Source organism: Pseudomonas sp. LM13, assembly GCF_041381355.1.
Lineage (GTDB): Bacteria > Pseudomonadota > Gammaproteobacteria > Pseudomonadales > Pseudomonadaceae > Stutzerimonas > Stutzerimonas frequens.
The window spans coordinates 107,590-129,925 of record NZ_JACBXH010000004.1 but is presented as its reverse complement, the minus strand read 5'-3'; the positions used below and the strand labels follow the sequence as shown (position 1 = coordinate 129,925).

24 protein-coding genes are annotated in these 22,336 nt (G+C 63.7%); 10 read left to right on the top strand and 14 right to left on the bottom strand.

The features are described from left to right. Nucleotides 1-58 precede the first annotated feature (58 nt). On the top strand, nucleotides 59-1,780 hold the full coding sequence (aceK, locus tag HZR81_RS05455; protein WP_500127521.1) for a bifunctional isocitrate dehydrogenase kinase/phosphatase: 1,722 nt from the start codon (nucleotides 59-61) through the stop codon (nucleotides 1,778-1,780). Nucleotides 1,781-1,988: 208 nt separating this feature from the next. Next, on the top strand, nucleotides 1,989-2,114 hold the full coding sequence (locus HZR81_RS05450; RefSeq protein ID WP_256070032.1) for a PA1414 family protein: 126 nt from the start codon (nucleotides 1,989-1,991) through the stop codon (nucleotides 2,112-2,114). 9 nt (nucleotides 2,115-2,123) lie between these two features. Here HZR81_RS05450 and HZR81_RS05445 read toward each other — a convergent pair whose 3' ends face one another. Continuing rightward, nucleotides 2,124-2,792, bottom strand: coding sequence for a glutathione S-transferase (locus HZR81_RS05445; RefSeq protein WP_500127520.1), 669 nt, complete (start codon nucleotides 2,790-2,792; stop codon nucleotides 2,124-2,126). Nucleotides 2,793-2,878: 86 nt separating this feature from the next. Between HZR81_RS05445 and HZR81_RS05440 the strand changes: the two genes are divergently transcribed. Continuing rightward, a complete protein-coding gene (locus HZR81_RS05440) occupies nucleotides 2,879-3,463 on the top strand; it encodes a tRNA-uridine aminocarboxypropyltransferase (RefSeq protein WP_500127519.1) in 585 nt (194 codons plus the stop codon). 38 nt (nucleotides 3,464-3,501) lie between these two features. Here HZR81_RS05440 and HZR81_RS05435 read toward each other — a convergent pair whose 3' ends face one another. Next, a complete protein-coding gene (locus HZR81_RS05435; protein ID WP_063540470.1) occupies nucleotides 3,502-3,921 on the bottom strand; it encodes a YbaN family protein in 420 nt (139 codons plus the stop codon). Nucleotides 3,922-4,140: 219 nt separating this feature from the next. Next, the gene (locus HZR81_RS05430; protein ID WP_063540469.1) at nucleotides 4,141-4,728 is read right to left on the bottom strand and encodes a UPF0149 family protein; all 588 of its coding nucleotides are present in this window, start codon (nucleotides 4,726-4,728) and stop codon (nucleotides 4,141-4,143) included. Nucleotides 4,729-4,902: 174 nt separating this feature from the next. Between HZR81_RS05430 and recQ the strand changes: the two genes are divergently transcribed. Next, on the top strand, nucleotides 4,903-7,026 hold the full coding sequence (recQ, locus tag HZR81_RS05425; RefSeq protein ID WP_500127518.1) for a DNA helicase RecQ: 2,124 nt from the start codon (nucleotides 4,903-4,905) through the stop codon (nucleotides 7,024-7,026). Nucleotides 7,027-7,207: 181 nt separating this feature from the next. Further along, nucleotides 7,208-7,639, top strand: a complete 432-nt coding sequence (locus HZR81_RS05420; RefSeq protein ID WP_013983076.1) for a MarR family transcriptional regulator — start codon at nucleotides 7,208-7,210, stop codon at nucleotides 7,637-7,639. Here the strand turns inward: HZR81_RS05420 and HZR81_RS05415 are convergent. Continuing rightward, on the bottom strand, nucleotides 7,636-9,822 hold the full coding sequence (locus HZR81_RS05415; protein ID WP_500127517.1) for a patatin-like phospholipase family protein: 2,187 nt from the start codon (nucleotides 9,820-9,822) through the stop codon (nucleotides 7,636-7,638). The genes HZR81_RS05420 and HZR81_RS05415 overlap by 4 nt on opposite strands. 70 nt (nucleotides 9,823-9,892) lie before the next feature. Between HZR81_RS05415 and HZR81_RS05410 the strand changes: the two genes are divergently transcribed. Then, nucleotides 9,893-10,174, top strand: a complete 282-nt coding sequence (locus HZR81_RS05410) for an Rdx family protein (protein WP_063540466.1) — start codon at nucleotides 9,893-9,895, stop codon at nucleotides 10,172-10,174. Between the two features lie 2 nt (nucleotides 10,175-10,176). Here HZR81_RS05410 and HZR81_RS05405 read toward each other — a convergent pair whose 3' ends face one another. The 4 genes from HZR81_RS05405 to HZR81_RS05390 all read right to left on the bottom strand — a co-directional run bounded on the left by HZR81_RS05405 (nucleotide 10,177) and on the right by HZR81_RS05390 (nucleotide 13,987). Then, nucleotides 10,177-11,055 (bottom strand): DMT family transporter, encoded by an 879-nt coding sequence (locus HZR81_RS05405; protein ID WP_208216219.1) that lies wholly within the window; start codon nucleotides 11,053-11,055, stop codon nucleotides 10,177-10,179. Nucleotides 11,056-11,197: 142 nt separating this feature from the next. Then, a complete protein-coding gene (locus HZR81_RS05400) occupies nucleotides 11,198-11,953 on the bottom strand; it encodes a helix-turn-helix domain-containing protein (RefSeq protein WP_500127516.1) in 756 nt (251 codons plus the stop codon). Between the two features lie 76 nt (nucleotides 11,954-12,029). After that, a complete protein-coding gene (locus HZR81_RS05395) occupies nucleotides 12,030-13,418 on the bottom strand; it encodes an adenylate/guanylate cyclase domain-containing protein (RefSeq protein ID WP_133456760.1) in 1,389 nt (462 codons plus the stop codon). A gap of 251 nt (nucleotides 13,419-13,669) precedes the next feature. Next, nucleotides 13,670-13,987 (bottom strand): Mpo1-like protein, encoded by a 318-nt coding sequence (locus HZR81_RS05390; RefSeq protein WP_133456761.1) that lies wholly within the window; start codon nucleotides 13,985-13,987, stop codon nucleotides 13,670-13,672. 125 nt (nucleotides 13,988-14,112) lie between these two features. Between HZR81_RS05390 and HZR81_RS05385 the strand changes: the two genes are divergently transcribed. Further along, nucleotides 14,113-15,126 (top strand): AraC family transcriptional regulator, encoded by a 1,014-nt coding sequence (locus tag HZR81_RS05385; RefSeq protein WP_500127515.1) that lies wholly within the window; start codon nucleotides 14,113-14,115, stop codon nucleotides 15,124-15,126. A gap of 79 nt (nucleotides 15,127-15,205) precedes the next feature. Then, nucleotides 15,206-16,129 carry a DUF808 domain-containing protein gene (locus tag HZR81_RS05380; RefSeq protein WP_500127514.1) on the top strand — a complete coding sequence of 308 codons (924 nt, stop codon included), beginning with the start codon at nucleotides 15,206-15,208 and terminating at the stop codon, nucleotides 16,127-16,129. Here HZR81_RS05380 and HZR81_RS05375 read toward each other — a convergent pair whose 3' ends face one another. Continuing rightward, complete coding sequence (locus HZR81_RS05375; protein WP_063540460.1) at nucleotides 16,130-17,581, bottom strand: TrkH family potassium uptake protein; 1,452 nt, start codon at nucleotides 17,579-17,581, stop codon at nucleotides 16,130-16,132. A gap of 188 nt (nucleotides 17,582-17,769) precedes the next feature. Between HZR81_RS05375 and HZR81_RS05370 the strand changes: the two genes are divergently transcribed. Both HZR81_RS05370 and HZR81_RS05365 read left to right on the top strand, forming a co-directional pair. Beyond that, entirely contained in the window at nucleotides 17,770-18,141 is a 372-nt protein-coding gene (locus HZR81_RS05370; RefSeq protein WP_011913570.1) for a YkgJ family cysteine cluster protein, read from the top strand. 91 nt (nucleotides 18,142-18,232) lie between these two features. Further along, nucleotides 18,233-18,796, top strand: a complete 564-nt coding sequence (locus tag HZR81_RS05365) for an NAD(P)H nitroreductase (RefSeq protein WP_500127513.1) — start codon at nucleotides 18,233-18,235, stop codon at nucleotides 18,794-18,796. Here the strand turns inward: HZR81_RS05365 and HZR81_RS05360 are convergent. From HZR81_RS05360 to HZR81_RS05340, 5 genes are all read right to left on the bottom strand, one after another. Next, a complete protein-coding gene (locus tag HZR81_RS05360) occupies nucleotides 18,790-20,148 on the bottom strand; it encodes a sensor histidine kinase (RefSeq protein ID WP_500127512.1) in 1,359 nt (452 codons plus the stop codon). The genes HZR81_RS05365 and HZR81_RS05360 overlap by 7 nt on opposite strands. A 90-nt stretch (nucleotides 20,149-20,238) precedes the next feature. After that, nucleotides 20,239-20,652 carry a Spy/CpxP family protein refolding chaperone gene (locus tag HZR81_RS05355; RefSeq protein WP_500127511.1) on the bottom strand — a complete coding sequence of 138 codons (414 nt, stop codon included), beginning with the start codon at nucleotides 20,650-20,652 and terminating at the stop codon, nucleotides 20,239-20,241. A 157-nt stretch (nucleotides 20,653-20,809) separates the two neighbouring features. Next, complete coding sequence (locus HZR81_RS05350) at nucleotides 20,810-21,487, bottom strand: response regulator transcription factor (RefSeq protein WP_500127510.1); 678 nt, start codon at nucleotides 21,485-21,487, stop codon at nucleotides 20,810-20,812. Between the two features lie 13 nt (nucleotides 21,488-21,500). Then, a complete protein-coding gene (locus HZR81_RS05345) occupies nucleotides 21,501-21,887 on the bottom strand; it encodes a hypothetical protein (protein WP_500127509.1) in 387 nt (128 codons plus the stop codon). 73 nt (nucleotides 21,888-21,960) lie between these two features. Further along, on the bottom strand, nucleotides 21,961-22,260 hold the full coding sequence (locus HZR81_RS05340; RefSeq protein ID WP_500127508.1) for a YciI family protein: 300 nt from the start codon (nucleotides 22,258-22,260) through the stop codon (nucleotides 21,961-21,963). Nucleotides 22,261-22,336: the final 76 nt, after the last annotated feature.

Genomic DNA, 22,336 nt, shown 5'->3' with positions numbered 1-22,336 from the left:
CTTTCAAACCGCGGGCTGCTAAGCTCGGCGGACTTCCAGATCCTGCAGCGAGGGCAGCATGGTGCAGCATGAACTGGCCGTGGATATAGCGCGGCAGATCCTTCTCGGCTTCGACGACTACCGTGAGCAGTTCCGTCTGATTACCGAGGGTGCGCGGGCACGCTTCGAGCAGGCCCAGTGGCAGGAGGCGCAGCGCGCTTCGGCGGCGCGGATCAATCTCTACGAGGAAAAGGTCGGCGAAACCCGGCGCCGCTTGCTGGGCAGTTTCGATCATGCCGATTTGCTAGGGGTCGAGGCCTGGCCGCAGATCAAGAGCGCCTACATCGATCTGATCAATCCGCGCTTCGACGATGAGCTGTCGGAGACCTGGTACAACTCGATCTTCTGCGGCTTGTTCAGCCACGACTGCATCAGCGACCGCACCATGTTCATCCAGACCACCCGGCCGGCGGTGCGTGCCCATGAGCGCATGGCACAAACCCGCACCTACCAACCCAATGGTGATCTGGCGGGGATGCTGGAGCAGATCCTGCGCGATTATGCGTTTTCGGTACCTTACTGCGACCTGTCGGGCGATCTGCGGCGGCTGCAGACGCAGTTGCAGGAAACCCTGCCCGACTGGGTGTGCAAGGATCCCGAGTTGATGGTCGAGCTGTTCGTCTCGGTCCTCTATCGCAACAAGGGGGCATACCTGCTCGGACGGATCTTCACGCGCGACGAACAATGGCCGCTGGTGATACCGCTGCTGCACCGCGAGGATGATGGAATCGTCGCCGACGCCCTGATAACCGACGAGGCGGAGGTGTCGATCATCTTCTCCTTCACTCGCTCCTATTTCATGGTCGAAGTGCCGATTCCTGCCGAGTTCGTTGGTTTTCTCAAACGCATCCTGCCGGGCAAGCACATCGCCGAACTCTATACCTCGATCGGCTTCTACAAGCACGGCAAGTCCGAGTTCTACCGGGCGTTGATCGACCATCTGGCCAACACCGATGACCGCTTCGTCATGGCGCCCGGTGTGCGTGGCATGGTGATGACGGTGTTCACCCTGCCGGGCTTCAACACGGTGTTCAAGCTGATCAAGGATCGCTTCTCACCGGTCAAGAGCGTCAATCGAGCCAACGTCATCGAGAAGTATCGCCTGGTCAAGAGCGTTGATCGGGTAGGGCGCATGGCCGATACCCAGGAGTTCGCCGACTTCCGCTTTCCCACGTCGAAGTTCGAGCCCGAATGCCTGGCCGAACTACTGGAGGTCGCGCCGTCGACGGTCGAGGTGCAGGGCGATACGGTGCTGGTGCGCCACTGCTGGACCGAGCGGCGCATGACGCCCTTGAACATCTATCTGGAGCACGCCAGCGAGCAGCAGGTGCGCGAGGTGCTGGAAGATTACGGCCTGGCCATCAAGCAACTGGCGGCGGCCAATATCTTTCCCGGGGACATGCTGCTGAAGAACTTCGGCGTCACGCGCCATGGCCGGGTGGTGTTCTACGACTACGACGAGATCAGCTTTCTTACCGAGGTGAATTTCCGCCACATCCCGCCGCCGCGTTACCCCGAAGACGAGATGGCGTCCGAGCCTTGGTACTCGGTAGGGCCGAACGATGTCTTCCCTGAGGAGTTTCCGCGCTTTTTGTTCGCCGATCATGGGCAACGACGGCTCTTCGCCAGCCTGCACGGTGAGCTCTATGACGCGGATTACTGGAAAGGTCTGCAGGATGCGATCCGCGATGGGAAGGTCATCGACGTGTTTCCCTATCGGCGCAAGGCGGACCGCAACTGATTGGCCGCGCGGCCATCCCGACCGTCGGCGAATCCTGAACGCCTCCTGCCGGGTTGGGTCGCAGTTGTAAAGCGCCGTAACAAAGCGCTGACGGCTCCGGGGCTGCCGCTGGCGACATGCACGAGCGCTTGTGTGGAAGTTGAATTATGCTGGTGACGAAGCCTGCATGGCTCCGATGTAACCCATTATCTCGCAGGAGGGTGTGACCATGAAAGCAAGGCTCTATGAAACGTTCTGGAAGTTGGCGGTCACGCTTGGGCTGATCCAGCCGCCGCGCATGCAGCCTATTCCGGTACGCGCCCGTCGCGAGCAGGAGCGTCGCCAGTCTCGTTGAGGCCGGGCTCTAGGCGTTCGGCAGCGCGGGACCTCCGCGCTCCACGGCTCGTTGATAAGCGGGCCGCTGCTTTATGCGATGCAGGAAGTCCATCAGGCGTGGGCGGCTATCGTCCAGGCCGCCTCTGGCGCGCGCCGCCTCGATCGGAAAGCTCATCTGAATATCCGCTGCGCTGAAGCTCTCGCCAGCGAACCAGGCCGAGCGGGCGAGTTCCGACTCCATGTAATCGAGATGAGTCTTCAGTTGCGGCCCGATGAAGGCGCGCTGGGCGCCCTTGGCAATGGCCCGCGCCACCGGCCTGACGAAAAAAGGCATAGGGCCGTCGGCGACCCGGTCGAAAACCAGTTTCAGCAACAGAGGCGGCATCGCCGAACCTTCCGAGTAACGCATCCAGTAGCGAAACCGACGATGGTCTGCCGCATCGTGCGGCCTCAAACGTCCGTTGCCGTAGCGATCCAGCAGATACTCCAGGATGGCCCCCGACTCGGCCAGCGTTAGGTCGTCGTCGGTGATGACCGGGGATTTTCCAAGCGGATGAATCGCTCTCAGTTCAGCAGGCGCGAGCATCGTCTTCGGGTCACGTGGGTAGCGCTTGAGTTCGTAGAGCAGTTCCAGTTCTTCCAGCAGCCAGAGCACGCGATGCGAGCGTGAGTGGTTCAAGTGATGGACGGTGATCATGCCGGCTCCTCTTGGTGGGTCGGCCCAAGCATAGCCGCTCTGCAGAGCGCTGCTCGGTATGGCAGACTCCGCGGCCGAGGTGAATCATGTCCCGTCCATGTTGTTCGCGCTGTCAGCGCCCGTTAGCCCATTGCCTGTGCGAATTGATCCCGGCATTGGACAGCCGCACCCGGTTGCTCATCCTGCAGCACCCCAGCGAGGCGGGGCATGCGCTGAATACCGCGCGGCTGGCGGCGCTCGGGCTTCGCAATGCGCAACTGAAGATCGCCGAGCGCTTCGATGAGGATGTCGATGCCGATCGGCCGAGCTACCTGCTGTTTCCCGGGGAGGGCGCCTTGCCGGTGAGCAGCCTCGCCGATGCAGGGAGCTCGCTACGGCTGATCGTGCCGGATGGCACCTGGCGAAAGGCGCGCAAGCTGCTGCACGTCAATCCGTGGCTCGCGGCGCTGCCGCGGGTTGAGCTACCAGCGGGGCTGACGTCGCGCTATCGATTGCGCAAAGCGCCGATGCCCGGCGCGTTGTCGACCATCGAAGCGATCGTAGCGGCGCTCGATATTCTCGAAAGCCCGCGACGTTACGACGAGCTGTTGCGCCCGTTCGAGGCATTGATCGAAGGTCAGATCAGCGCGATGGGCCCGGAGGTCTTCCAGCGCAACCACGGTAGTCGATAGCGAGCTGGTCCTATTCGGCCAGGCTGCGGAAGCTGGTGCTATCTGGCTTCAGGTTGCTTGGCGATCGACAGGGTCTTCTGCCGGAGGATGTAGAGGGTCACCAGGGTGGCGCTGAGCAACATGCCCACGCGAGCCCAGAACAACGGGACCAGCCAGCAGGACACACCAATGCTGAGCCACATGGTCGCTATGGTGTAGACCTTGCCTTTGAGCGGGATGCCGTGTCCTTCCAGGTAGTCGCGAAACCATGGGCCCAGGCGCGGGTGACCAACCAGCCAGTCGTAGAAACGTTGCGAGCTGCGCACGAAGCAGGCAGCGGCCAGCAACAGGAACGGGGTGGTGGGAAGCACCGGCAGGAAGATGCCGATGACCCCAAGGGCGACGGCGAGCCAGCCCGCCGCCAGCAGAAGCGAGCGGATAAGGGGGTTACGATGCTGGCGAACGTCGCGGTGGCTCATGCCGGGCTACCTCTCGCCGTTTGCCGGTCCGCTGTGAAGTCTCTGGATATGGCAGCCGTTGCTCGACCGGTTTCTGCCATGCCGCGGCGGGCAATCAGAATGCACGGACATGCTGAGCGAGCCTCCTCTGGTGAGTGAGCCCGCTGCCGCGGGCCGGTGCCGAGCGCGGTGGCGCCACGCCGGCTGAACTCGATCTGCGCTTTGTTGAGGTCGTCGGGGTCAGTGGCGACGCGGCTTGAGCAGGGCCGGTTTTTCCTCAGGCGCATGGCAGATGAGGTACAGCGCCGTCAGCAGTTCCGGAATCTGCGCGACCATTTCGTCGACCAAATCGGGGTTGTCGGCGATATCGGCGAACTCCGGCTGTTCATCGAACAGGCCCGAACCCACCATGATCGGTAGCAGCAGCTCGCTGACTTCTTCTTCGGCGTCTTCGAACCAGACCGCCTCGCGCATGAATACGCCTTCCATGAAGCCGATGCACCAGCCTCGCAAGTCGGATTCGTCGGGCTCCTCACCCAGGTCAAGCTCGCAGGGCAGTTCCATGTCCTCGTCGCTGGCCAGCTGACGAGCGATATGGGCCTTGAGCTGGACAAGCGTGGCTTCGATGGCCTCGCGCTCGGTGTCATCCTTGTACCTCGGGGGCTCGGAGAACAGCGCATCGATCCATTCGCGCTCGGGCACCTGTTCGGAACAGATGCACAGAGCCGTCAGGTAGCCATGGGCGGCGATGTAATCCAGTGCTTCCTCGTGCAGGTCATCTGCATCCAGGAAGACTTGCAGGCGGGCGAGTTGCTCGGCGAATGACATCGGGAACTACCTTGGGGTGGGAAGACAACCCGGATTCTAGACGAGGCGCGGGGCGCAGGCTACTCAAGCCTGCGGAGCACCGCCTGGGCAAGGGCGACTCGTCCGTTAGCGGGCCGCGGTCCTGAACTCGCGGTCCCGCTGGCGTATACTGCGCGCCTTGTTTCGGAGACCGGCATGCTCGACCAGGCACAGCGCATCCTCAAAGACGTATTCGGCTATGACGCCTTTCGTGGCAACCAGGGCGCGATCATCGAGCGGGTCGGCGGTGGCGGCGATGCGCTGGTGCTGATGCCGACCGGCGGCGGCAAGTCGCTGTGCTATCAGGTCCCGGCGCTGTTGCGCGAAGGCCTGGCAGTGGTGGTGTCGCCATTGATCGCCTTGATGGATGATCAGGTCGCCACGCTGGACGAATTGGGTGTCGCGGCTGTTGCGCTCAACTCCACGCTTGGCGCCGAGGAGCAGCGCGACATCGCCGAGCGCATCCGGCGCGGCGGGATCAAGATGCTCTACCTCGCGCCCGAGCGGCTGGTCCAGCCGCGCATGCTGGCGTTTCTGCAGCGGCTGGACATTGCGCTATTCGCCATCGATGAGGCCCACTGCGTCTCCCAGTGGGGGCACGACTTCCGTCCCGAATACATGCAGCTCGGGCAGCTTGCCGAGTTGTTTCCCGAGGTGCCGCGCATTGCCCTGACCGCCACGGCAGACAAGCGTACCCGGGAAGAGATCGTTCAGCGCCTGCACCTGGAGAACGCCGAGCGCTTTCTCTCCAGCTTCGACCGCCCGAACATCTTCTATCGCATCGTGCCGAAGGAGCAGCCACGTAAGCAGCTGCTCGGCTTTCTCGCCGAGCGCCGTGGCGATGCCGGCATCGTCTATTGCATGTCGCGCAAGAAGGTCGATGACCTCGCCGCATTCCTGACCGAGCAGGGCTTTCCGGCGCTGCCTTACCATGCCGGGTTGTCGAGCGATCTGCGCGCCTATCACCAGAAGCGCTTCCTCAACGAGGAAGGCCTGATCATGGTCGCGACCATCGCCTTCGGTATGGGCATCGACAAGCCCAACGTGCGCTTCGTCGCTCATCTCGACCTGCCCAAGTCGCTCGAGGCGTATTACCAGGAGACCGGGCGGGCAGGGCGTGATGGCCTGCCAGCGGATGCCTGGATGGCTTATGGCCTGCAGGATGTGATCTTTCTCAAGCAAATGCTCAACAACTCGGAAGGCGACGAGCGGCATAAGCGCGTCGAGCAGCACAAGCTCGACGCCATGCTGGCGCTATGTGAGGAGACTCGTTGCCGACGTCAGGCGCTGCTGGCCTACTTCGACGAAGAGCTGGCCAACCCATGCGGGCACTGCGATAACTGCGTCGACGGCGTTCAGACCTGGGACGCTACCGAGCCGGCACGCCAAGCGCTTTCAGCGATCTATCGCAGTGGCCAGCGCTACGGCGTTGGCCATTTGGTCGACCTGCTGCTCGGGCGCGACAACGACAAGGTGCGTGGCCTCGGTCATCAGCATCTATCGGTGTTTGGCGTCGGCAAGGCGCTGTCGGAGGGTGAATGGCGATCGCTGTTCCGCCAGCTGGTCGCTCGAGGACTGGCCGATGTCGATCTGGAAGGGTTCGGTGGCTTGCGCCTGAGCGAAAGCTGTCGCCCGTTGCTCCGCGGCGAGGTGACCCTTGAGCTGCGTCGCGACCTGTCCAGCAAGGCGCCGAAACCGGCTGCCAGTGCTGCCAGCCAGTTGGTGCGCAGTGAAGAGCGGGAGACCTGGGAGGCGCTGCGCGCACTGCGCCGCAAGCTGGCCGAAGAGCACAGCGTGCCACCCTACGTGATCTTTCCGGACGCCACCCTGCTGGAGATGCTGCGCAGCCAGCCGGCATCGCTGGCGGATATGGCGCGTATCAGTGGTGTCGGTGCTCGCAAGCTGGAGCGCTACGGCCAGGCGTTCCTCGAAGTGCTGCAAGGAACTGCGCAGGCGGCGAGGTCGCCGGCCGACCTGCGGCATGAGTTGATCAGCCTGGCGCGGGCCGGCATGACGCCCATGCAAATCGCGCGTCAGCTGGACTGCAGCGAGAAGAACGTCTACGCCATGCTGGCCGAGGCGATCGGGCAGCAGCAGTTGAGTCTTGAGCAGGCACTCGACCTGCCCGAAGAACTGCTCGGCGAGATTCAGGAAGCGTTCCTTGATGGCGAGGGCGAGCTGCCGCCGGTCAGCGCCGTGGCCGCCCAGTTCGCCGATCGTGTGCCGGAGCAGGTGCTCTACTGCGTGCGCGCCGCACTGCAGGTCGAGTTCGAATTGTAACCGGGTGCATCGCATTCGACGCCGCAAGGCGCAGCGCTGAGGGCATTGCACGGCTACATCTGGGCGCGTAGTGCCATCATTTCGACTTCTGTCGGGCTATCAACGGCCAAAGGTCGTCTTGCCTGCATTTCAGAGCTGTGATTAGCTCACTAATAATTAGTTTTTGCAGGAAAAGTCGTACATGTACGCCGAGCAACATCGCTTCGCCATGCAACTGGCACAACTCTCGCGTGGCTGGCGCGCAGAACTGGACCGCCGCCTGGCCGATCTGGGGCTGTCACAGGCACGTTGGCTGGTGCTGCTGCACCTTGCTCGTTTCGATCACGAACCTACTCAGCGCGAGCTGGCGCAGAGCGTGGCGGTGGAAGGCCCCACGCTGGCGCGTCTGCTCGATAGCCTCGAAGCGCAGGGGCTCGTGCACCGCAAGGCTTCGGCGGAAGATCGGCGTGCCAAACGAATATCGCTGGGCGCACCGGCACTGCCGCTGATCGAGAAAATCGAGGCGATTTCCACCCAGGTCCGCCAGGAAGCATTTGCCGGCATCGACGAGGAGGATCTGCGCAAGTGCCAGCAGGTGCATGCGCGAATTCTCGCCAATCTGGACAAGCGCTAGAAGCTGCGTCCCAGGTTCATGTAGAGCGCCTGCTCGTCCTCGTCATTGACGCCGTAGCCGAAGTTCAACGGGCCCAGCGGCGTGTCGTAGCCAAGGAATACGCTGGCTGCGTCGATGTAGCCACTGTCGAAGTCGTTGCCGTTGTTCCAGGCACGCCCGCGCTCCAGTGATGCTCCCAGATACACCGGGAAGTCCAGCGGCAGGAAGCTGCGTTGCGTCATGCGGCGGTAGTAAACCACCCGCCCCAGGCTGATGTTCTGCCCGGCCAGCGCGTCCTGACGGAAGCCTGATAACTGCCGCGCTCCGCCGAGGAGAAAACTCGACGTCACGACCTCGGCATCGTCCAGTGTGCGACCGTAGCGCCCGCCGAGCACCCAGGTATTGGCATCCTGGCTAAGCGCCTTGTCCAGCTTGAGCTGCCATTGCCGGTAGCGCTGATCCGAGCTCAGGCTGGGGTCGTACTGGCGCAGGGTCAGGCGAATGTCTTCGCCTTCGCGCGGAAAATCGACATCGTCCAGCGTGTCGAACGAGTACTGCAGCTCGTAGTAGCCTTCGGTGAAGCTGAAGTCCGGCAGGTCGCGCTCACCGATCCGAACGTCTGCCTCGCCCCAGGCCTGGCCGATACCGAAGCGGATCTCGCCATTGTTGGCAATCTGGCGACCCAGATTCATACCGTAGCCGTAGCGCTGCAGGCGATATTCGGCGATCGGATCGTTGTCGAGAATGGCCTCGATGTTCTGCGCTTCGATGAACAGATTCGGCGCGACGAACCAGCGTGAGCCTGCGTCCAACGGCTGGTAGAACTCGCTGTAGAGCTCCTGACGGTCGCCCAGCTGCAAGCGCGTGAGCCATTCGGCACCCAGTTGGTTGATGCCGTTCTTCCGGTAGCTGGCGCCCAGGTTGAATACGCTGTCGCCCTGGAAGTCATCGGACAGGCTGAGTCCCAGGCGCAAGTAATCGGTGCCGCTGCGCTTCTCGCGCGCACTGATGACCAGCGTATTGCCCAGCTTGCCGCGCTGGACGCGGTATTCGACCCGCTCGAAGTAATCCAGTCCGTAGAGCGTGCCCATATCCTTCTGCAGGTCTTCCAGATCGAGCGGCTCGCCCAGTCGCTGGCGGATGTGCCGGCGAATAACTGCGTCGCCCACCTTGGAATCGTTGTCCACCCGGATCGCGGTGATCACGGGTGTGCGCGGGTCGCTTGAGCGTGCCAGGCTGAGCGCGGGGTTGCCGCCGGTTGTGGTACGCAGCTCGGCCAGGCGCCCCTCGAGGGCGAGCGTGGCGCGGTAACCGGCATCGACCAGCTGCTCGGCGCGGTCGAAGTCGGTCGAGCCGTAAGCCGCCAGCGGGGGTTGGATCAGCAGGTCCTGAGGCTGCAGCGTCGCCAGCTGTGCCTCGGAGTTGCGCCGCGTCATCATCGTCGTGGTCTGGTTCAGTACATCGACCACGGTCAGCAGTTCCTTGCGCGGCTTGAGCGGCGTACCGATGTCGACCACGATGAGCCGATCGACGCCCATGTCGCGCGCCACGTCCATTGGGATGTTGTCTACCATGCCGCCGTCGACCAGCAGCCGGTCTTCGATTTCCACCGGTGCGAACACCGCCGGGATCGACATGCTGGCGCGAATGACCTGCGGCAGGTGGCCGCTGCGGAAGACCACCTTCTCATCGTTGGCAATGTCGGTGGCCACGGCGCGGAACGGGATCGGCAGCTGGTCGAAGTTGCGGGTATCGCTGGCATGAACCAGCAGGCGCTCGAGCAGCAGGGCGAGATTCTGGCCCTGGATCACGCCCAGCGGCAGGCCGAGGCTACCGTCGTCGCGAAAGCTGAGTTTCTGTTTGATCAGGAAGTCGCGATCATCCTGCTTGCGGCGGTAAGGGATGTCCTGGCGTGGCGGATCGTCGGACAGCACCTGTTGCCAGTCGAGGGTCAGGGCCAGGCGCTCCAGCTCGGCCACGCTGTAGCCGGCCGCATACAGCCCACCGACTACAGCGCCCATGCTGGTGCCGGCGATCGCATCGACGCGCACGCCTTGCTCCTCCAGCGCCTTGAGTACGCCGACATGGGCGAGGCCGCGCGCCGCGCCGCCGGACAGGACCAGGCCGACCTTCGGCTGGACCGGCTCGGCTGCGGTAAGTGGCAGGGCAACGAGCAATAGCAGGGCAGAGAGCAGGCGGAACATGGCTTGGGACCGGGGCGAGCTTGGCGGGGCGGCTATTATAGGCCGCCATACACCGATCGGAGACGCCACCATGACCCATGCCAAGCCCGAGATCGCCATTACCTACTGCACGCAATGCCAGTGGCTGCTGCGCGCGGCCTGGCTGGCCCAGGAGCTGCTTTCGACTTTCGCCGACGATCTCGGTCGCGTGTGCCTGGTTCCGGCTACTGGCGGCACCTTTCACATCACCTGCGACGGTGAGCAGATCTGGGAGCGCAAGCGCGATGGTGGCTTTCCCGAGGCCAAGGAACTGAAGCAGCGGGTACGTGACCGCATCGACCCGCAGCGCTCGTTAGGCCACAACGACCGCTGAGGTCAGCTCGCCAGCTTCGCTACGGCGCCAGGCGGGCTCTTCAGCCGGCTGGTGACGATGCTGGCGACGATGATCATCGCTCCGCCCAGCAGCATGCGCAGAGTCGGCTGCTCGTTGAACAGCCACCAGGCAAAGGCGATACCGTAGACCGGCTCCAGAGCAAAGATCACCGACGTGGTGCGTGCCTTCAGGACGCGCAAGCTGGCGACGAACAGGCTATGGGCCAGTCCCGTGCAGAGTATCCCGAGCAGAGCCAGCCAGAGCCAGTCCGGTGCTGGCACGGCGGGAAGGCCTCGCCAGCTCCACGGCAGCAGGCAGGCGAAGACCGCGAGATTCTGCCAGAGCGCCGAGTGCACCGGATCCAGACCGCGGGTGACCGCTCGGTTGAGCAGCGACAGCAACGCGAACAGCAGTCCCGAGAGCACGCCGTAGAGGAGGCCCGCAGTCGGGGCGCTGTCGAGGTCGAACGTAGGTGCTACCAGTAGCAGACCCGCGCATACAAGACCGACCATGGTGAATTCGACGGCGCGGGTGCGTTCGCGAAACAGAACGCCTTCGAGCAGCACGGTGAAGGCTGGGAAGCTGGCGAAACCGAGCGTGGCGATGCCGACCCCGGCGATCTTTACCGCGATGAAGAACGTCAGCCAGTGTGCGCCGAGCAGCAGACCGCCGAGCGCCAGTCTGCCGCGCTGTCGCCAATCCGGCAGTGCACCGCTGGGCTTGAGTAATTGGGCGACGAGCAGCAGGGCCAGTACGGCGAACAGCGCGCGGCCGAAGGTGATGATCAGCGCCGGACTGTCGGCCAGTTTTCCGAGCACGCCGGAGAGGCCGAACATCAGTGCGCCGAGATGGATCGCCAGCAGGGCGTTGCGTGGTGTCATGACCGGCACGAGCGTCCGGGCGCTGCGCACCGGCCAGATTGTGGATGGATCGATCGCGAAATGTTCATGGGGTTGTCGTTGCCTGCAATTGCAGTTGAAGGCCCCATGCTAGACCGCGACGGTGTGCCAGTCTGTCGCGTTACTACCGGTTTTTATCGCGAAACTCGCGTCGCAACGCTCGTGGTGTACAGCCCCGTTCTCGGACCAGCGCGGCGGTGAAGGCGCTTTGCGAGCTATAGCCCACCCGCGCGGCGATCTCGCCGATCGGCAGGTGGGTCTCGTGCAACAGCTTCTCTGCGTGGTGCAGGCGGCGTCGACGTACGTAGTCGATCGGTGTGCGCCCGGTTTCCTCGAGCAGCCGTGCGTGCAGGCGTGCAGCCGAAAGGCCAGCGACCCGCGCAAGGTCAGTGACTTGCAGCGGATGCGCCAGATGTCGGTCGATGAAGGCATCGATCGCCGCCAGCCCGAGCGTTCGGCCGCCACGCGGCTGCACTGGCTCCCCGGCCAGGCTGGCCAGCAAGAGGACGCCACCCTGTTCGGCCACCAGTGGATCGTTGATCGGGCCGTTGGCCAGCCAGGTAATGAGGTTGCACTGAGCGGGTGTCAGCTGCAGGGTGTTCGGTCGGTCCAGCAGGCGCAGGCTGTGCTCGGTGTGGCGGCCCAGGTTATCACTCACCCAGCGTCCGGATGGAACGTCCAGCACCAGGCAGCGACTGCCCTTGGTGCTCGAGCAGGCGTGATGCACTGCTGAGGGGATCACTGCCAGGCGCTGTTCGCCGACGCAGCTACCGCGCCCGGCAATCTCGAATTCCAGCAAGCCATCCAGGCCAAATACCAGTTGCGGATGGTCATGGGTATGCGCGATGAGATCATGGCGATAGTTGCGCAGCGAAAGCATGAAGCTGGTTCTCGTGGGGGCAGGCACCGCAGAACGCGGAGCCTGCGGAAAACGGCCAGAAGCTTGTCTCAGGTAATCAGAGGATGACCTTGTCGCGAAGTTTCTCGGCAGCCTGCTGCAGGGCCTGGATGACTCGCTCCTTGTCGAAGTTCTGCACGCCATTGGTGTCGAGATACATGGAAAAGCCCGGCAGTTCATGTTCGACGAAACTGCAGGTGGCGCCCAGGTCGCGGCGGAAGTCGACCACTTGATAGATCTGTACCGGGCGGGAGAAGCCCTTGACCGCGATCTGGCCCTTGTCGCGGCACATGATCACGTCCTTGATCAGCGAGTAGGTCTCGTGCGAGACCAGAATCTCGCTGGCCTCGGCAGCGCTTTCCAGACGGCTAGCGAGGTTCACTTCGCGGCCAATGATGGTGTAGTCCATGCGCGTATCGGCGCCGAAGTTGCCCACCGTGCAGTAACCGGTATTGATGCCCATGCGGATCTCCATCGGGCGCGTGATGCCCTGCGCGCGCCATTGCTGACGCAGCACCTTCATGTGCTTGCGCATGGCGATGGCCATGGATACCGCGGCCACTGCATCCTTCTTCGCGCCCTGGCTGGTTGGGTCGCCGAAGAACACCATGACGCAGTCACCGACGAATTTGTCGATGGTGCCGCCGTACTTGAGGGCGATCTTCGACATCTCGTTGAGGTAGTTGTTGAGCAGGTCGGTGAGGGCTTCGGCTTCCAGCTCTTCGGACAGTTCGGTGAAACCCTTGATGTCGGAGAAGAACACGGTGAGGCGTTTGCGTTGGGTCTCGAGGCGCACGCTGCGCTTGCCGGTAAAGATCGATTCCCATACCTGCGGTGAGAGGTACTTGGCGAGGTTGCGGGCGAGGCGGGCGGCCTTGGCCTGTTCCGTCTCGATCTCCTTGCGTGCCTGGGCCAGGCGTTGGCCCTGTTGATGAACGAAGTAGGCCGTGGCGCAGACGTAGAAGGTGGTGAAGAGGATGCTGACCAGCGAAACCAGTGGCGGTGTGGTGCCCTGGTAGGTCAAGGGCAGCAGCAGGAAACCGGCCCCGAGTCCGATCACGACGCACACCAGTGCCAGCGTCAGGTTGCGCAGGCTGCCGATGACCAGCGCGCTGAAGCTGAGGGTGAGCAGGAACATCAGACTGGGTACGATCGAGAAACCGAGCAGGTAAATGCCGGCGCCGGCGTTCAGCGCATCCAGGCAAAGCAATGCCTGCGAGGTCCGCTCGGGATGGTCGCGCTTGAAGCGGTAGCTCAGGTGATAGGCCAGGTGTGGGTAGAGCAGTGCGTATGGCACCATCCACAGCAGGTCTATCGAGAAGTATTGGGTGTAGGTTCCGGCAGCAAGCGTGGCGGCGCAGGCCAGGTAGGCGAGCACACGAGAGTAGTACTCGCGTAACGGGCGAGTAGCGAGGCCATTGCGGCGCTCAACCGTGCTGGAAGTCATGTGTGCTTACGATCCCTGGTAATGATTCGACGCCTTTTTCTATGCGCCTTGCAGGCTGAGGCGGGGGTCGTCGCACGCACGATCTGCTGTGAGACGGTTGTCGAGCTGCGCTCAGCCTTGCCATTGCGCAGCCCGCTCGGCGGTCAGCGGCTGCGCGATAGCCGGGTGATCATAACCAAGCGGCGCAGCATCGCCAAACCAGAGGTTGAAAAGAATGGTGGCATCGGTCGGATATGTTGCCACCGTCGCACTCAGAAGCGGATTCGGCCGGTCAGCATGTCCCTGAACATGACCCAGTCGCCGAGAAAACTGTACAGCGGGTACTGGAAGGTGGCCGGGCGGTTCTTCTCGAATACGAAGTGGCCGACCCAAGCGAAGCCATAGCCTGCCAGCGGCATCGCCAGCAGCCATGCCCATTGTCCGGTGGATAGGGCATAGCCGAGGATCGTCAGTACCAGCAGGCTGCCGACGAAGTGCAGCCGGCGGCAGGTCGGGTTGCTGTGCTCGGCCAGGTAGAACGGGTAGAAATCGGCAAAGCGGGTGAAGCGTTCGGCGGTTTGCGTTTTCATGGCGTACCTCCTGTTATTGTCGTCGGCCAGCTTAGCCTTGCCTTATCCGGCCGGTCAGTGACAATCAGGGCCAGTTTAGTAGCCTTGGGCTTCGTAGCCCGATCATTCGAAGAACAAGAAGCCTCATGAGCGAACGCACCACTTCATCCAGTTGGGCGCAGGGCATCGTCCAGGCGCTGGAGTCGGCAGGCGTAGACTGCCGGCAGCTGTTCACAGAGCTAGGCCTGGACTACGCGGCCCTCAACGATGCCGACGCCCGTTTCGCCCAGGACGACATGACTCGCCTGTGGCGGCGCGCCGTGGAGGTTTCCGGCAACCCGGCGATCGGCCTGGACATGGCCCGCCAGGCCCGCCCGGCTGCGTTGAACGTGGTGGGCTACGCCCTGATGTCCAGTCGCAATCTGCAGGACGGCTTCGCCCGTCTGGTGCGCTATCAGAGAATCATCGCCGAGGGGGCTGATCTGGACTTCCAGCCCTGCGCCCAGGGCTACCGCCTCAGTCTGACCATCCACGGCGATCGCCTGCCGCCTGCCCGGCAAAGCGCCGAGGGCTCGCTGGCCGGCTGCCTGACGTTCTGCCGCTGGTTGACCGGTACGGCCTTGCGGCCGCTGGAAGTCAGCTTCCAGGGCCCGGCACCGGATGATCTGGAGCCCTATCGGCAGCTGTTCCAGGCCCCGCTTCGTTTCGGCGCAGCACGCTACGCGTTGCTGTTTCGCCGGGCTGATGTCGAAGCCCCGCTGCCGACGGCCAACGAAGCCTTGGCGCAACTGCATGACCGCTTTGCCGGCGAATACCTCTCGCGTTTCGTCGATACGAGGGTGATGCACCAGGCTCGGCAGATGCTGTGCCGGATGCTGCCGCAAGGAGAACCCCGGCGCGAGACAGTGGCGCAGGCGCTGTGCCTGTCCGAGAGGACCCTGCAGCGCCGCTTGCAGGAAGAAGGTAGCAGCTTCCAGAAGTTGCTCGACGATACGCGCCGCGATCTGGCGGTACAGTACCTTTGCCAACCGGATCTGGCGCCTCTGGCGATAGCCTATCTGCTCGGCTTCGCCGATCCGAGCAACTTCTATCGGGCCTTCAAGCGCTGGTTCGGGGTGACGCCTGGGGAATACCGTCAGGCCCTGCGAGGGCATGCCTAGGAACCTGTTCTGGCATACATAGCCTTATCTACGACGGGCCGCTACGGCTGCGAAACATTCAACCGATGGAGACATACAATTGGCCAGCAGCCTGCTCGCACTGATCGACGATATCGCGACCGTGCTCGACGATGTGTCGGTAATGACCAAGGTCGCGGCGAAAAAAACCGCGGGGGTACTGGGCGATGACCTCGCGCTCAACGCCCAGCAAGTCACTGGCGTCAAGGCCGATCGCGAGTTGCCGGTGGTCTGGGCAGTGGCCAAGGGTTCGTTTCGCAACAAGGCGATTCTGGTGCCTGCGGCGCTACTGATCAGCGCGTTCATACCTTGGGCAATCACGCCACTGTTGATGCTGGGCGGCGCGTTCCTCTGCTATGAGGGCTTCGAGAAGCTCGCGCATCGTTTCCTGCATCACGATGACGCCAGCGAGCATGCCGAAACGGTAAAGGCCCTTGCGGACCCCTCGGTGGATATCGTCGCGTTCGAAAAACGCAAGATCAGTGGCGCTGTGCGTACTGATTTCATCCTCTCGGCCGAGATCATTGCGATCACCCTCGGAACGGTCGCGGCTGCGACTTTCACGCAGCAGGTGCTGGTGCTGGTGGGCATCGCCATCGTCATGACCGTAGGGGTTTACGGATTAGTAGCCGCGATCGTCAAGCTGGACGATCTCGGACTGGCACTGAGCAGGAAATCCAGCGGTGCGGCCAGCGCCTTCGGGCGCGGCATCCTCATGGTCGCGCCCTGGCTGATGAAGGCCTTGTCAGTGGTTGGTACGGCCGCGATGTTCATGGTCGGCGGGGGCATTCTCACCCACGGCATCGGCGCTGTTCATCATTTCATCGAAAGCAGCGCCCATGATGCGCTCGGGCTGCCCTATGTCGGCGTGGTGCTCGGCGGACTGCTGCCGACGCTGCTCGATGCGGCGTTCGGCATTCTGGCCGGCGGTGTGGTGCTTGCGCTGGTAAGCCTCGGCGGGCGGCTGTTCAGGCGCAGCAGCTGATCAGTGCCGCCAGAACGCGGGCGTCAGCAGCACTAGGACGGTGATGATTTCCAGCCGTCCGAGCAGCATGCCAATCGACAGTAGCCATTTCGCGGTGTCCGGCAGCGTCGAGAAGTTGCCTGCCGGGCCGATGATCTCGCCCAGGCCCGGACCGACGTTGCAGACGGCGGTTGCTGCGCCGGTCAGCGCCGTGATGGGGTCGAGCCCGAGCAGCGCCAGGCACAGCGCCAGCACGCCAATGGTCATGGTGATGAAAAAGGAGAATGTGAGGATCGAGCGAACGATTTCCTCGTCCAGGTTGTGCCCGTTGTATTGCTGGCGGATGACCGCGCGGGGGTGGATCAGTTGCTTGAAGTTGGCGCGGAGCAGCGAGTAGGCCACCTGGAAGCGAAACATCTTCAAGCCGCCCGAGGTCGAGCCCGAGCAGCCGCCGATAAAGGTCAGGTAGAAGAACGCCATCACCGCGAAACCACCCCACTGGGTGTAGTCATCCACGGCGAAGCCGGTGGTGGTGACCACCGATACCACGCTGAAGGTGACGATGCGCAGTGCATCCAGTGCCGGCACATCGTTGTTCAGCCAGTACCAGCCGCTGAACAGCAGGCTCGTGATGGCCAGCATGAGCACGAACCCGCGCACCTGTTGGTCCTTGAGCAGCGCAGTGCGATGGCCGCGCAAGGTCATGACGTACAGCGTGAACGGCAGGCTGCCGAGGATCATGAAGAAGACCGCGACCCAGTGGGCGGAGGGGCCGAACTTACCCATCGAGGCGTCCGAGGTGGAGAAACCGCCGGTAGCGACGGTGGACATCGCATGGTTGATGGCATCGAAGGCGCTCATGCCGGTCAGCAGGAAGGCGATGAAAGCCGCAAGCGTGAAGGCCACGTAGATCATCAGCAGGTACTGGCCAGCAATATGCGAACGCGGCATGACCTTTTCCGACCAGTCGGAGGATTCGGTCTGAAACAGCCTCATGCCACCAACCCGCAGCAACGGCAGGATCGCGATGGCCATACCGATGAAGCCGATGCCGCCCAGCCAGTGCAGCAGCGAGCGCCACATGAGCAGGCCGGGCGAAGCGTTGTCCAGCCCGGAAATTACCGTGGCGCCGGTGGTGGTGATGCCGGACATGGTTTCGAAGAACGCGTCGGAGTAGCTGACATGCTGGATCAGCATCAGCGGTAGCGCGGCGAAGCAGCACACCACCACCCAGCTGATGGTGGTCAGGAAGTACATGTCGCGCGGTCGCAGCTGGGTATTGGCCGGCCTGCCCGGGGCGACCAGCGCGAAACCACAGGAAAAGGTGATCAGGCTACCCCAGATGAACGCCTGCAGATCATCGGTGCGTTCGAATACGAGCAAGGTCAGCATGGGAATGATCATGCTCACGGCCAGCGTGATCAGGAAAATGCCGAGTATGAAACCGATGATGCGCAGGGTCGGCAAAGCCATGTAGGGGTGCTCGGCACGGTGGGGAAGGGGGCGGACATTCTACCCGCGTCGTTGCCGCAGTAAACCGCTCGGCGGTTGCGCGAAAAATGTTTTCGCGGCGCGCTCGAGGGCTCTTCCCAAGCGCATTGGCATGAATAGAATAGCCGCCCGGGCGCCGGCCCATTCCGGTCTCTGGGTGTTCACCTCTCATGTCCATCGACAATCCCTGCCTCACGTGCGGCGCCTGCTGCGCGTACTTTCGTGTGTCCTTCTATTTTGGTGAATGCGTGTCGGCGGGCGGCGCGGTGCCCGACCATCTGACCGTCCAGGTGTCGCCGTTCCATGTCGCCATGCTCGGCACCGACAGCAAACCCGCGCGCTGCGTCGGCCTGCTCGGTGACGTCGGCTGTGGGGTCCGTTGCAGCATGTACGAGCAGCGTTCGAGCACCTGCCGCGAGTTCGAGGCCTCCTGGGAGAATGGCGAGCACAACCCGCACTGCGATGCCGCCCGTGCTGCCCATGGCCTGCCACCGCTGGTGCCGCCGCTGCAGCCGCATCTGTCGCCGGATCGGGTGGCCTGAATCGGGACATCGACTGAACTGTCGGCCAGCCATCACTCGCGGCAAGGCGGCAACTGCCTCTAGAATGTCCGACCGCCTTAGGAGGTAATGGATGGACGCTCTGGATCTGCTGCTCAACCGCGTTTCGGTCACCCGCCTGTGCGAACCGGCCCCCACCGCCGATCAGCTCGACCTGATGTTCCGTGCCGGACTGCGCGCTCCGGACCATGGTCAACTACACCCGTGGCGCTTCCTGATCATCGAAGGTGATGCCCGCCACAAGCTTGGCGAACTGTTCGCCGAGGCCCTGCGTGTGCGCAATGCCGATGCTGCCGAGGAGGCGCTGCAGAAAGCGCGCAACATGCCGTTGCGGGCACCGATGCTGGTGTTGGTGATCGCCAGCGTGAAGCCGCATCCGAAGGTGCCTGAAGGCGAGCAGGTACTCGCTGCCGGCTGCGCGGCGCATGGTCTGCTGCTCGCCGCGCATGCCCAGGGCATCGGAGCGGTGTGGCGCACCGGGGAGTTTTCCTACGATCCGCGGGTGCTCGAGGGGCTCGGGTTGACCGAGCAGGAGCGCCTGCTGGGCTTCCTCTATCTGGGTACACCGGAGGGGCGCGTGCGCAGCGCGCCGGTTCTCGCACCCGAAGAGTTCATCCAGCGTTGGACCGGTCAGTGAGACGCCAGATCGTCTGAAGTCCTGCTCGCCACGCCAGTCAGCGGTAGATGCAGGCTGGCGACGAAGCCGCCGTCGGGGTGATTGGCCAGTTGCAGGCGGCCGCCGTGGCGCTCGGCAGCGCGCCTGGCGATGGCCAGTCCAAGGCCATGCCCGGCCGCGGTCTGGCCCGGAGCGCGAAAGAAGGGTTCGCTGAGCTGGGACAGATGCTCGTTAGCGACACCGGGGCCATGGTCGCGAACGCTGATCACCAGGTCCTGGCCGTCGCGCTGGGCGCGCAGCTCCACCGGCACCCCTTCTGGATTGAAGCGCAGGGCATTGCGCAGCAGATTGTCCAGCGCACGCTCGAGCATATCCGGCCAGCCCGTGTAGCGGATGCCGGGTTCGACGCGACTGTCGATACGTTGCGTGGGGGCGACGATACGGGCGTTGTCCTTCAGTTGTTCGAACATATCGGGCAGATCGACGTCGATTGCCGCGCCGGGCTCGGCATCCAGCCGCGAGAGTTCCAGAATCTCGCTGATCAACGCCTCCAGGCGGTCGCATTCCTTGGCCAGCCGTGGCCAGATCACCTCGCGTTCGCTGGGCGTGGCGCGCTCGGCCAGGCCCAGGGCAATGCGCAGTCGCGCCAGCGGCGAGCGCAATTCGTGGGACACGTCGCGCAGCAACTGTCGCTGGCTGCCGATCAGTGCCTGCAAGCGCGCACCCATGCGATTGAAATCGCTGGCCAGCACGCCGAGCTCGTCGCGGCGGGTCGCCAGGCGCGCCAGCGACTGCTGCTGATAGGTCGTCTGGCCGAGGTCGTGCACGGCACGGCGCAGGCGATCCAGCGGTCGGGTGATGGAGAGCGTCAGCAGCAGGCTGAAGCCGGTCAGCACCACCAGAGCGATGCCCAGCGCACTCAGCGGCCAGGCCAGGCTGCCGCGGTGCCAGGCCTGCAGTTCGGGATGCGGAATACGGTAGATGAACAGGTAGGTTTCGCCGGTGGTCGGGCTGGTGTAGTCGGCGGTCAGGCGTCGCCAGGGCAGTGGACGCTCGCGATCCTGATGGCGCGCCTCGAAGGCGGCAGCGCGGGCGGGGAAGGTACCGCGGATGATCGGCTGGCCGTTTTCCGCCAGGACCTGTACATCGACCCGTGCACGATGGCGGTGCTGTTCGAGCAGCCGCTGAGCGGCCAGCGGGCCCTGGCGCTCGTACACTTCGGTCCAGGTCTCGGCCAGGCCCTGCAAGGCGGGATGCCGACCGAGAATCCAGGCATCCTGGTTCAGTGCATGGCCGAGCAGCATCGCCAGGCCGGCGACCAGGGCAATGGCCAGCCAGAAGGTTGCGAGTATGCGCCAGAAAAGTGATCGCACCGGGTCTCTCCACGGCAAAAAGCCCGGCACGCTTCGCCCATCACATGACGGGCGGACGCTGCCGGGCGGGGTATCAGATGGACCGCCGGATCAGTTCTTCTGATCGCGCTCGGCCTTCCACTTGAGGAATTCGGCGCGTTCGGCGCGCTTTTCTTCCATTTTCTTCAGGCCTTCATCGAAGGCTTTCTGCTGCTCCGGCTTGAGCAGGGCGCGCATGCTCTGGTGAGTCTTTTCTCGACTGGCGTCCAGATCCTTCTGCATGGCCTGGCGTTCGGCTTCGGGCAACTTGTCGAGGTAGCGCTGGGTGATCGCCTGGCGCTGCTTCATCTGTTCGCCCATCAGCTTGCGCATTTCGCGCTGCTGTTCCTTTGTCAGGTCCAGCTCCTGGAACATGTGCGGGGCTCTTTTGCCGCCATGAGGGCCGTCGTGCATACCGCCGGGCACGGCGAAGGCGAGGGTCGGCAGGGCAGCGGCGATGAACAGGGCTACGAGTGACTTGCGCATGAAGAAGCTCTCCTATGTATGGAAACCGGCCGTGCCGCAGCGGTATTGAAGAAGCTGGTGGCTGTTCGGTGACCGGATGAGTTCAGTCTACGTAGCGCAAGGTCAAGGGCGGTCAGCCCTGGGTAAAGCCTCGGTAAAGACGATCAGCCGATGCCGATCAGGCCGAGTAAAGATAGCCACGGCTGCGCAGGGCAACGATCCGCGGGCGACCGTCGGCGTATGGGCCCAGCTTGCGTCGCAGGTTGCTGACATGCATGTCCAGGCTGCGGTCGTAGAGTGTGAGCTTGCGACCCAGTGCATGCTGGGCAAGGGCCTGCTTGTCGATCGGCTCGCCGGCCTGGGCCAGCAGCGCCTCGAGGATGCGGCCCTCGGACAGCGTCAGACTGATGTCATGCCCTCCGATGTTGGCAACGCCGCGGGCTGGGCTGTAGCTGAGGTCGCCAAGCTCGAGCTGGCTGGGCTGCGCCGCCGGTTGGCTGCGGCGCAGCACGGCGCGCAGGCGCGCGGTCAGTTCACGCGGGTCGCAGGGCTTGGCCAGATAGTCGTCGGCACCGAGCTCGAGTCCGAGGATGCGGTCCAGCGGTTCGCCACGACCGGACAGCATCAACACCGGGAGGTCCGGATGTTCGCTGCGCAGCTGCTTGAGCAGTTCAAGGCCGCTGCCGTCCGGCAGCATCACATCCAGTACTACCGCGGCGGGCTGATACTGCGCCAACGCCTGCTTCGCGCTCTGCCCGTCATGGCAGGCATGGGCGACGAAGCCTTCCTGTGCGAGCCAGCTGATCAGCAGCTCGCACAGCTCCTGATCATCATCGATAAGCAGCAATTCGCTCATGTTTGCCTGTTACTCAATTGAGCCACTGGCGCCGACGCCGGCCGCGCGTCACCAGCAGGCCCAGTAAGAAGCTGGTGACGCCAACGGCTCCGCCCACCGCGAACCATTGCTGCTGCTCGTTCAGCAACGCCGGCAGAACCTTCGACTGCTCGGCTTGCAACTGCATGCGCAGCCGGCGGTTTTCCTCGCGCAGACGCAGCAGCAGGGCTTCGGTGGTATCGCTGGCCAGGCGTGCCGCCTGGGGAGCGGGGTCGGTTTGCTGCGCCTCGGCCGGCGCGGATTCTTCGGGTTCGGTGGTTTCCAGAACCGGAAGCGCGGGCTCGGTTGGCACTTCTTCAGCCTGCAGCGCTGGCGCCAGCAGGATCAGGGCAAGCAGCAGGGAAAGCGGTCGTTGACGCATCGGAACTCCTATTTCCTTACGAGGCCGTGGAAGCCCAACGGCCGGGCGGATTCGCTATCCCCGCTGTGTCGGCTCAGGGCAGCACTTTCTTGAAGGGCTTGACCACCACATTCACGTAAACGCCGGCGGCCTTGTATGGATCGGCGTCCGCCCACTGCTGCGCGGCTTCCAGCGATTCGAATTCGGCGACCACCAGGCTGCCGCTGAAACCGGCTTCGCCGGGGTCGTTGCTGTCGATTGCAGGGTGCGGGCCGGCAAGCACCAGGCGACCCTCGTTCTTCAGCTGTTCCAGGCGCGCCAAGTGGGCCGGGCGGGTGGCGAGGCGGTCCTGCAGGGAGTTCGGTGCGTCGGTGGCGATAACGGCGTACAGCATGGTCGTTCCTCGTTCGCGTGGGTTGCGGCGGTAAAGGGGAAATTTGCATCCACGCCGGGCAGCGCGGGCGTGTGCC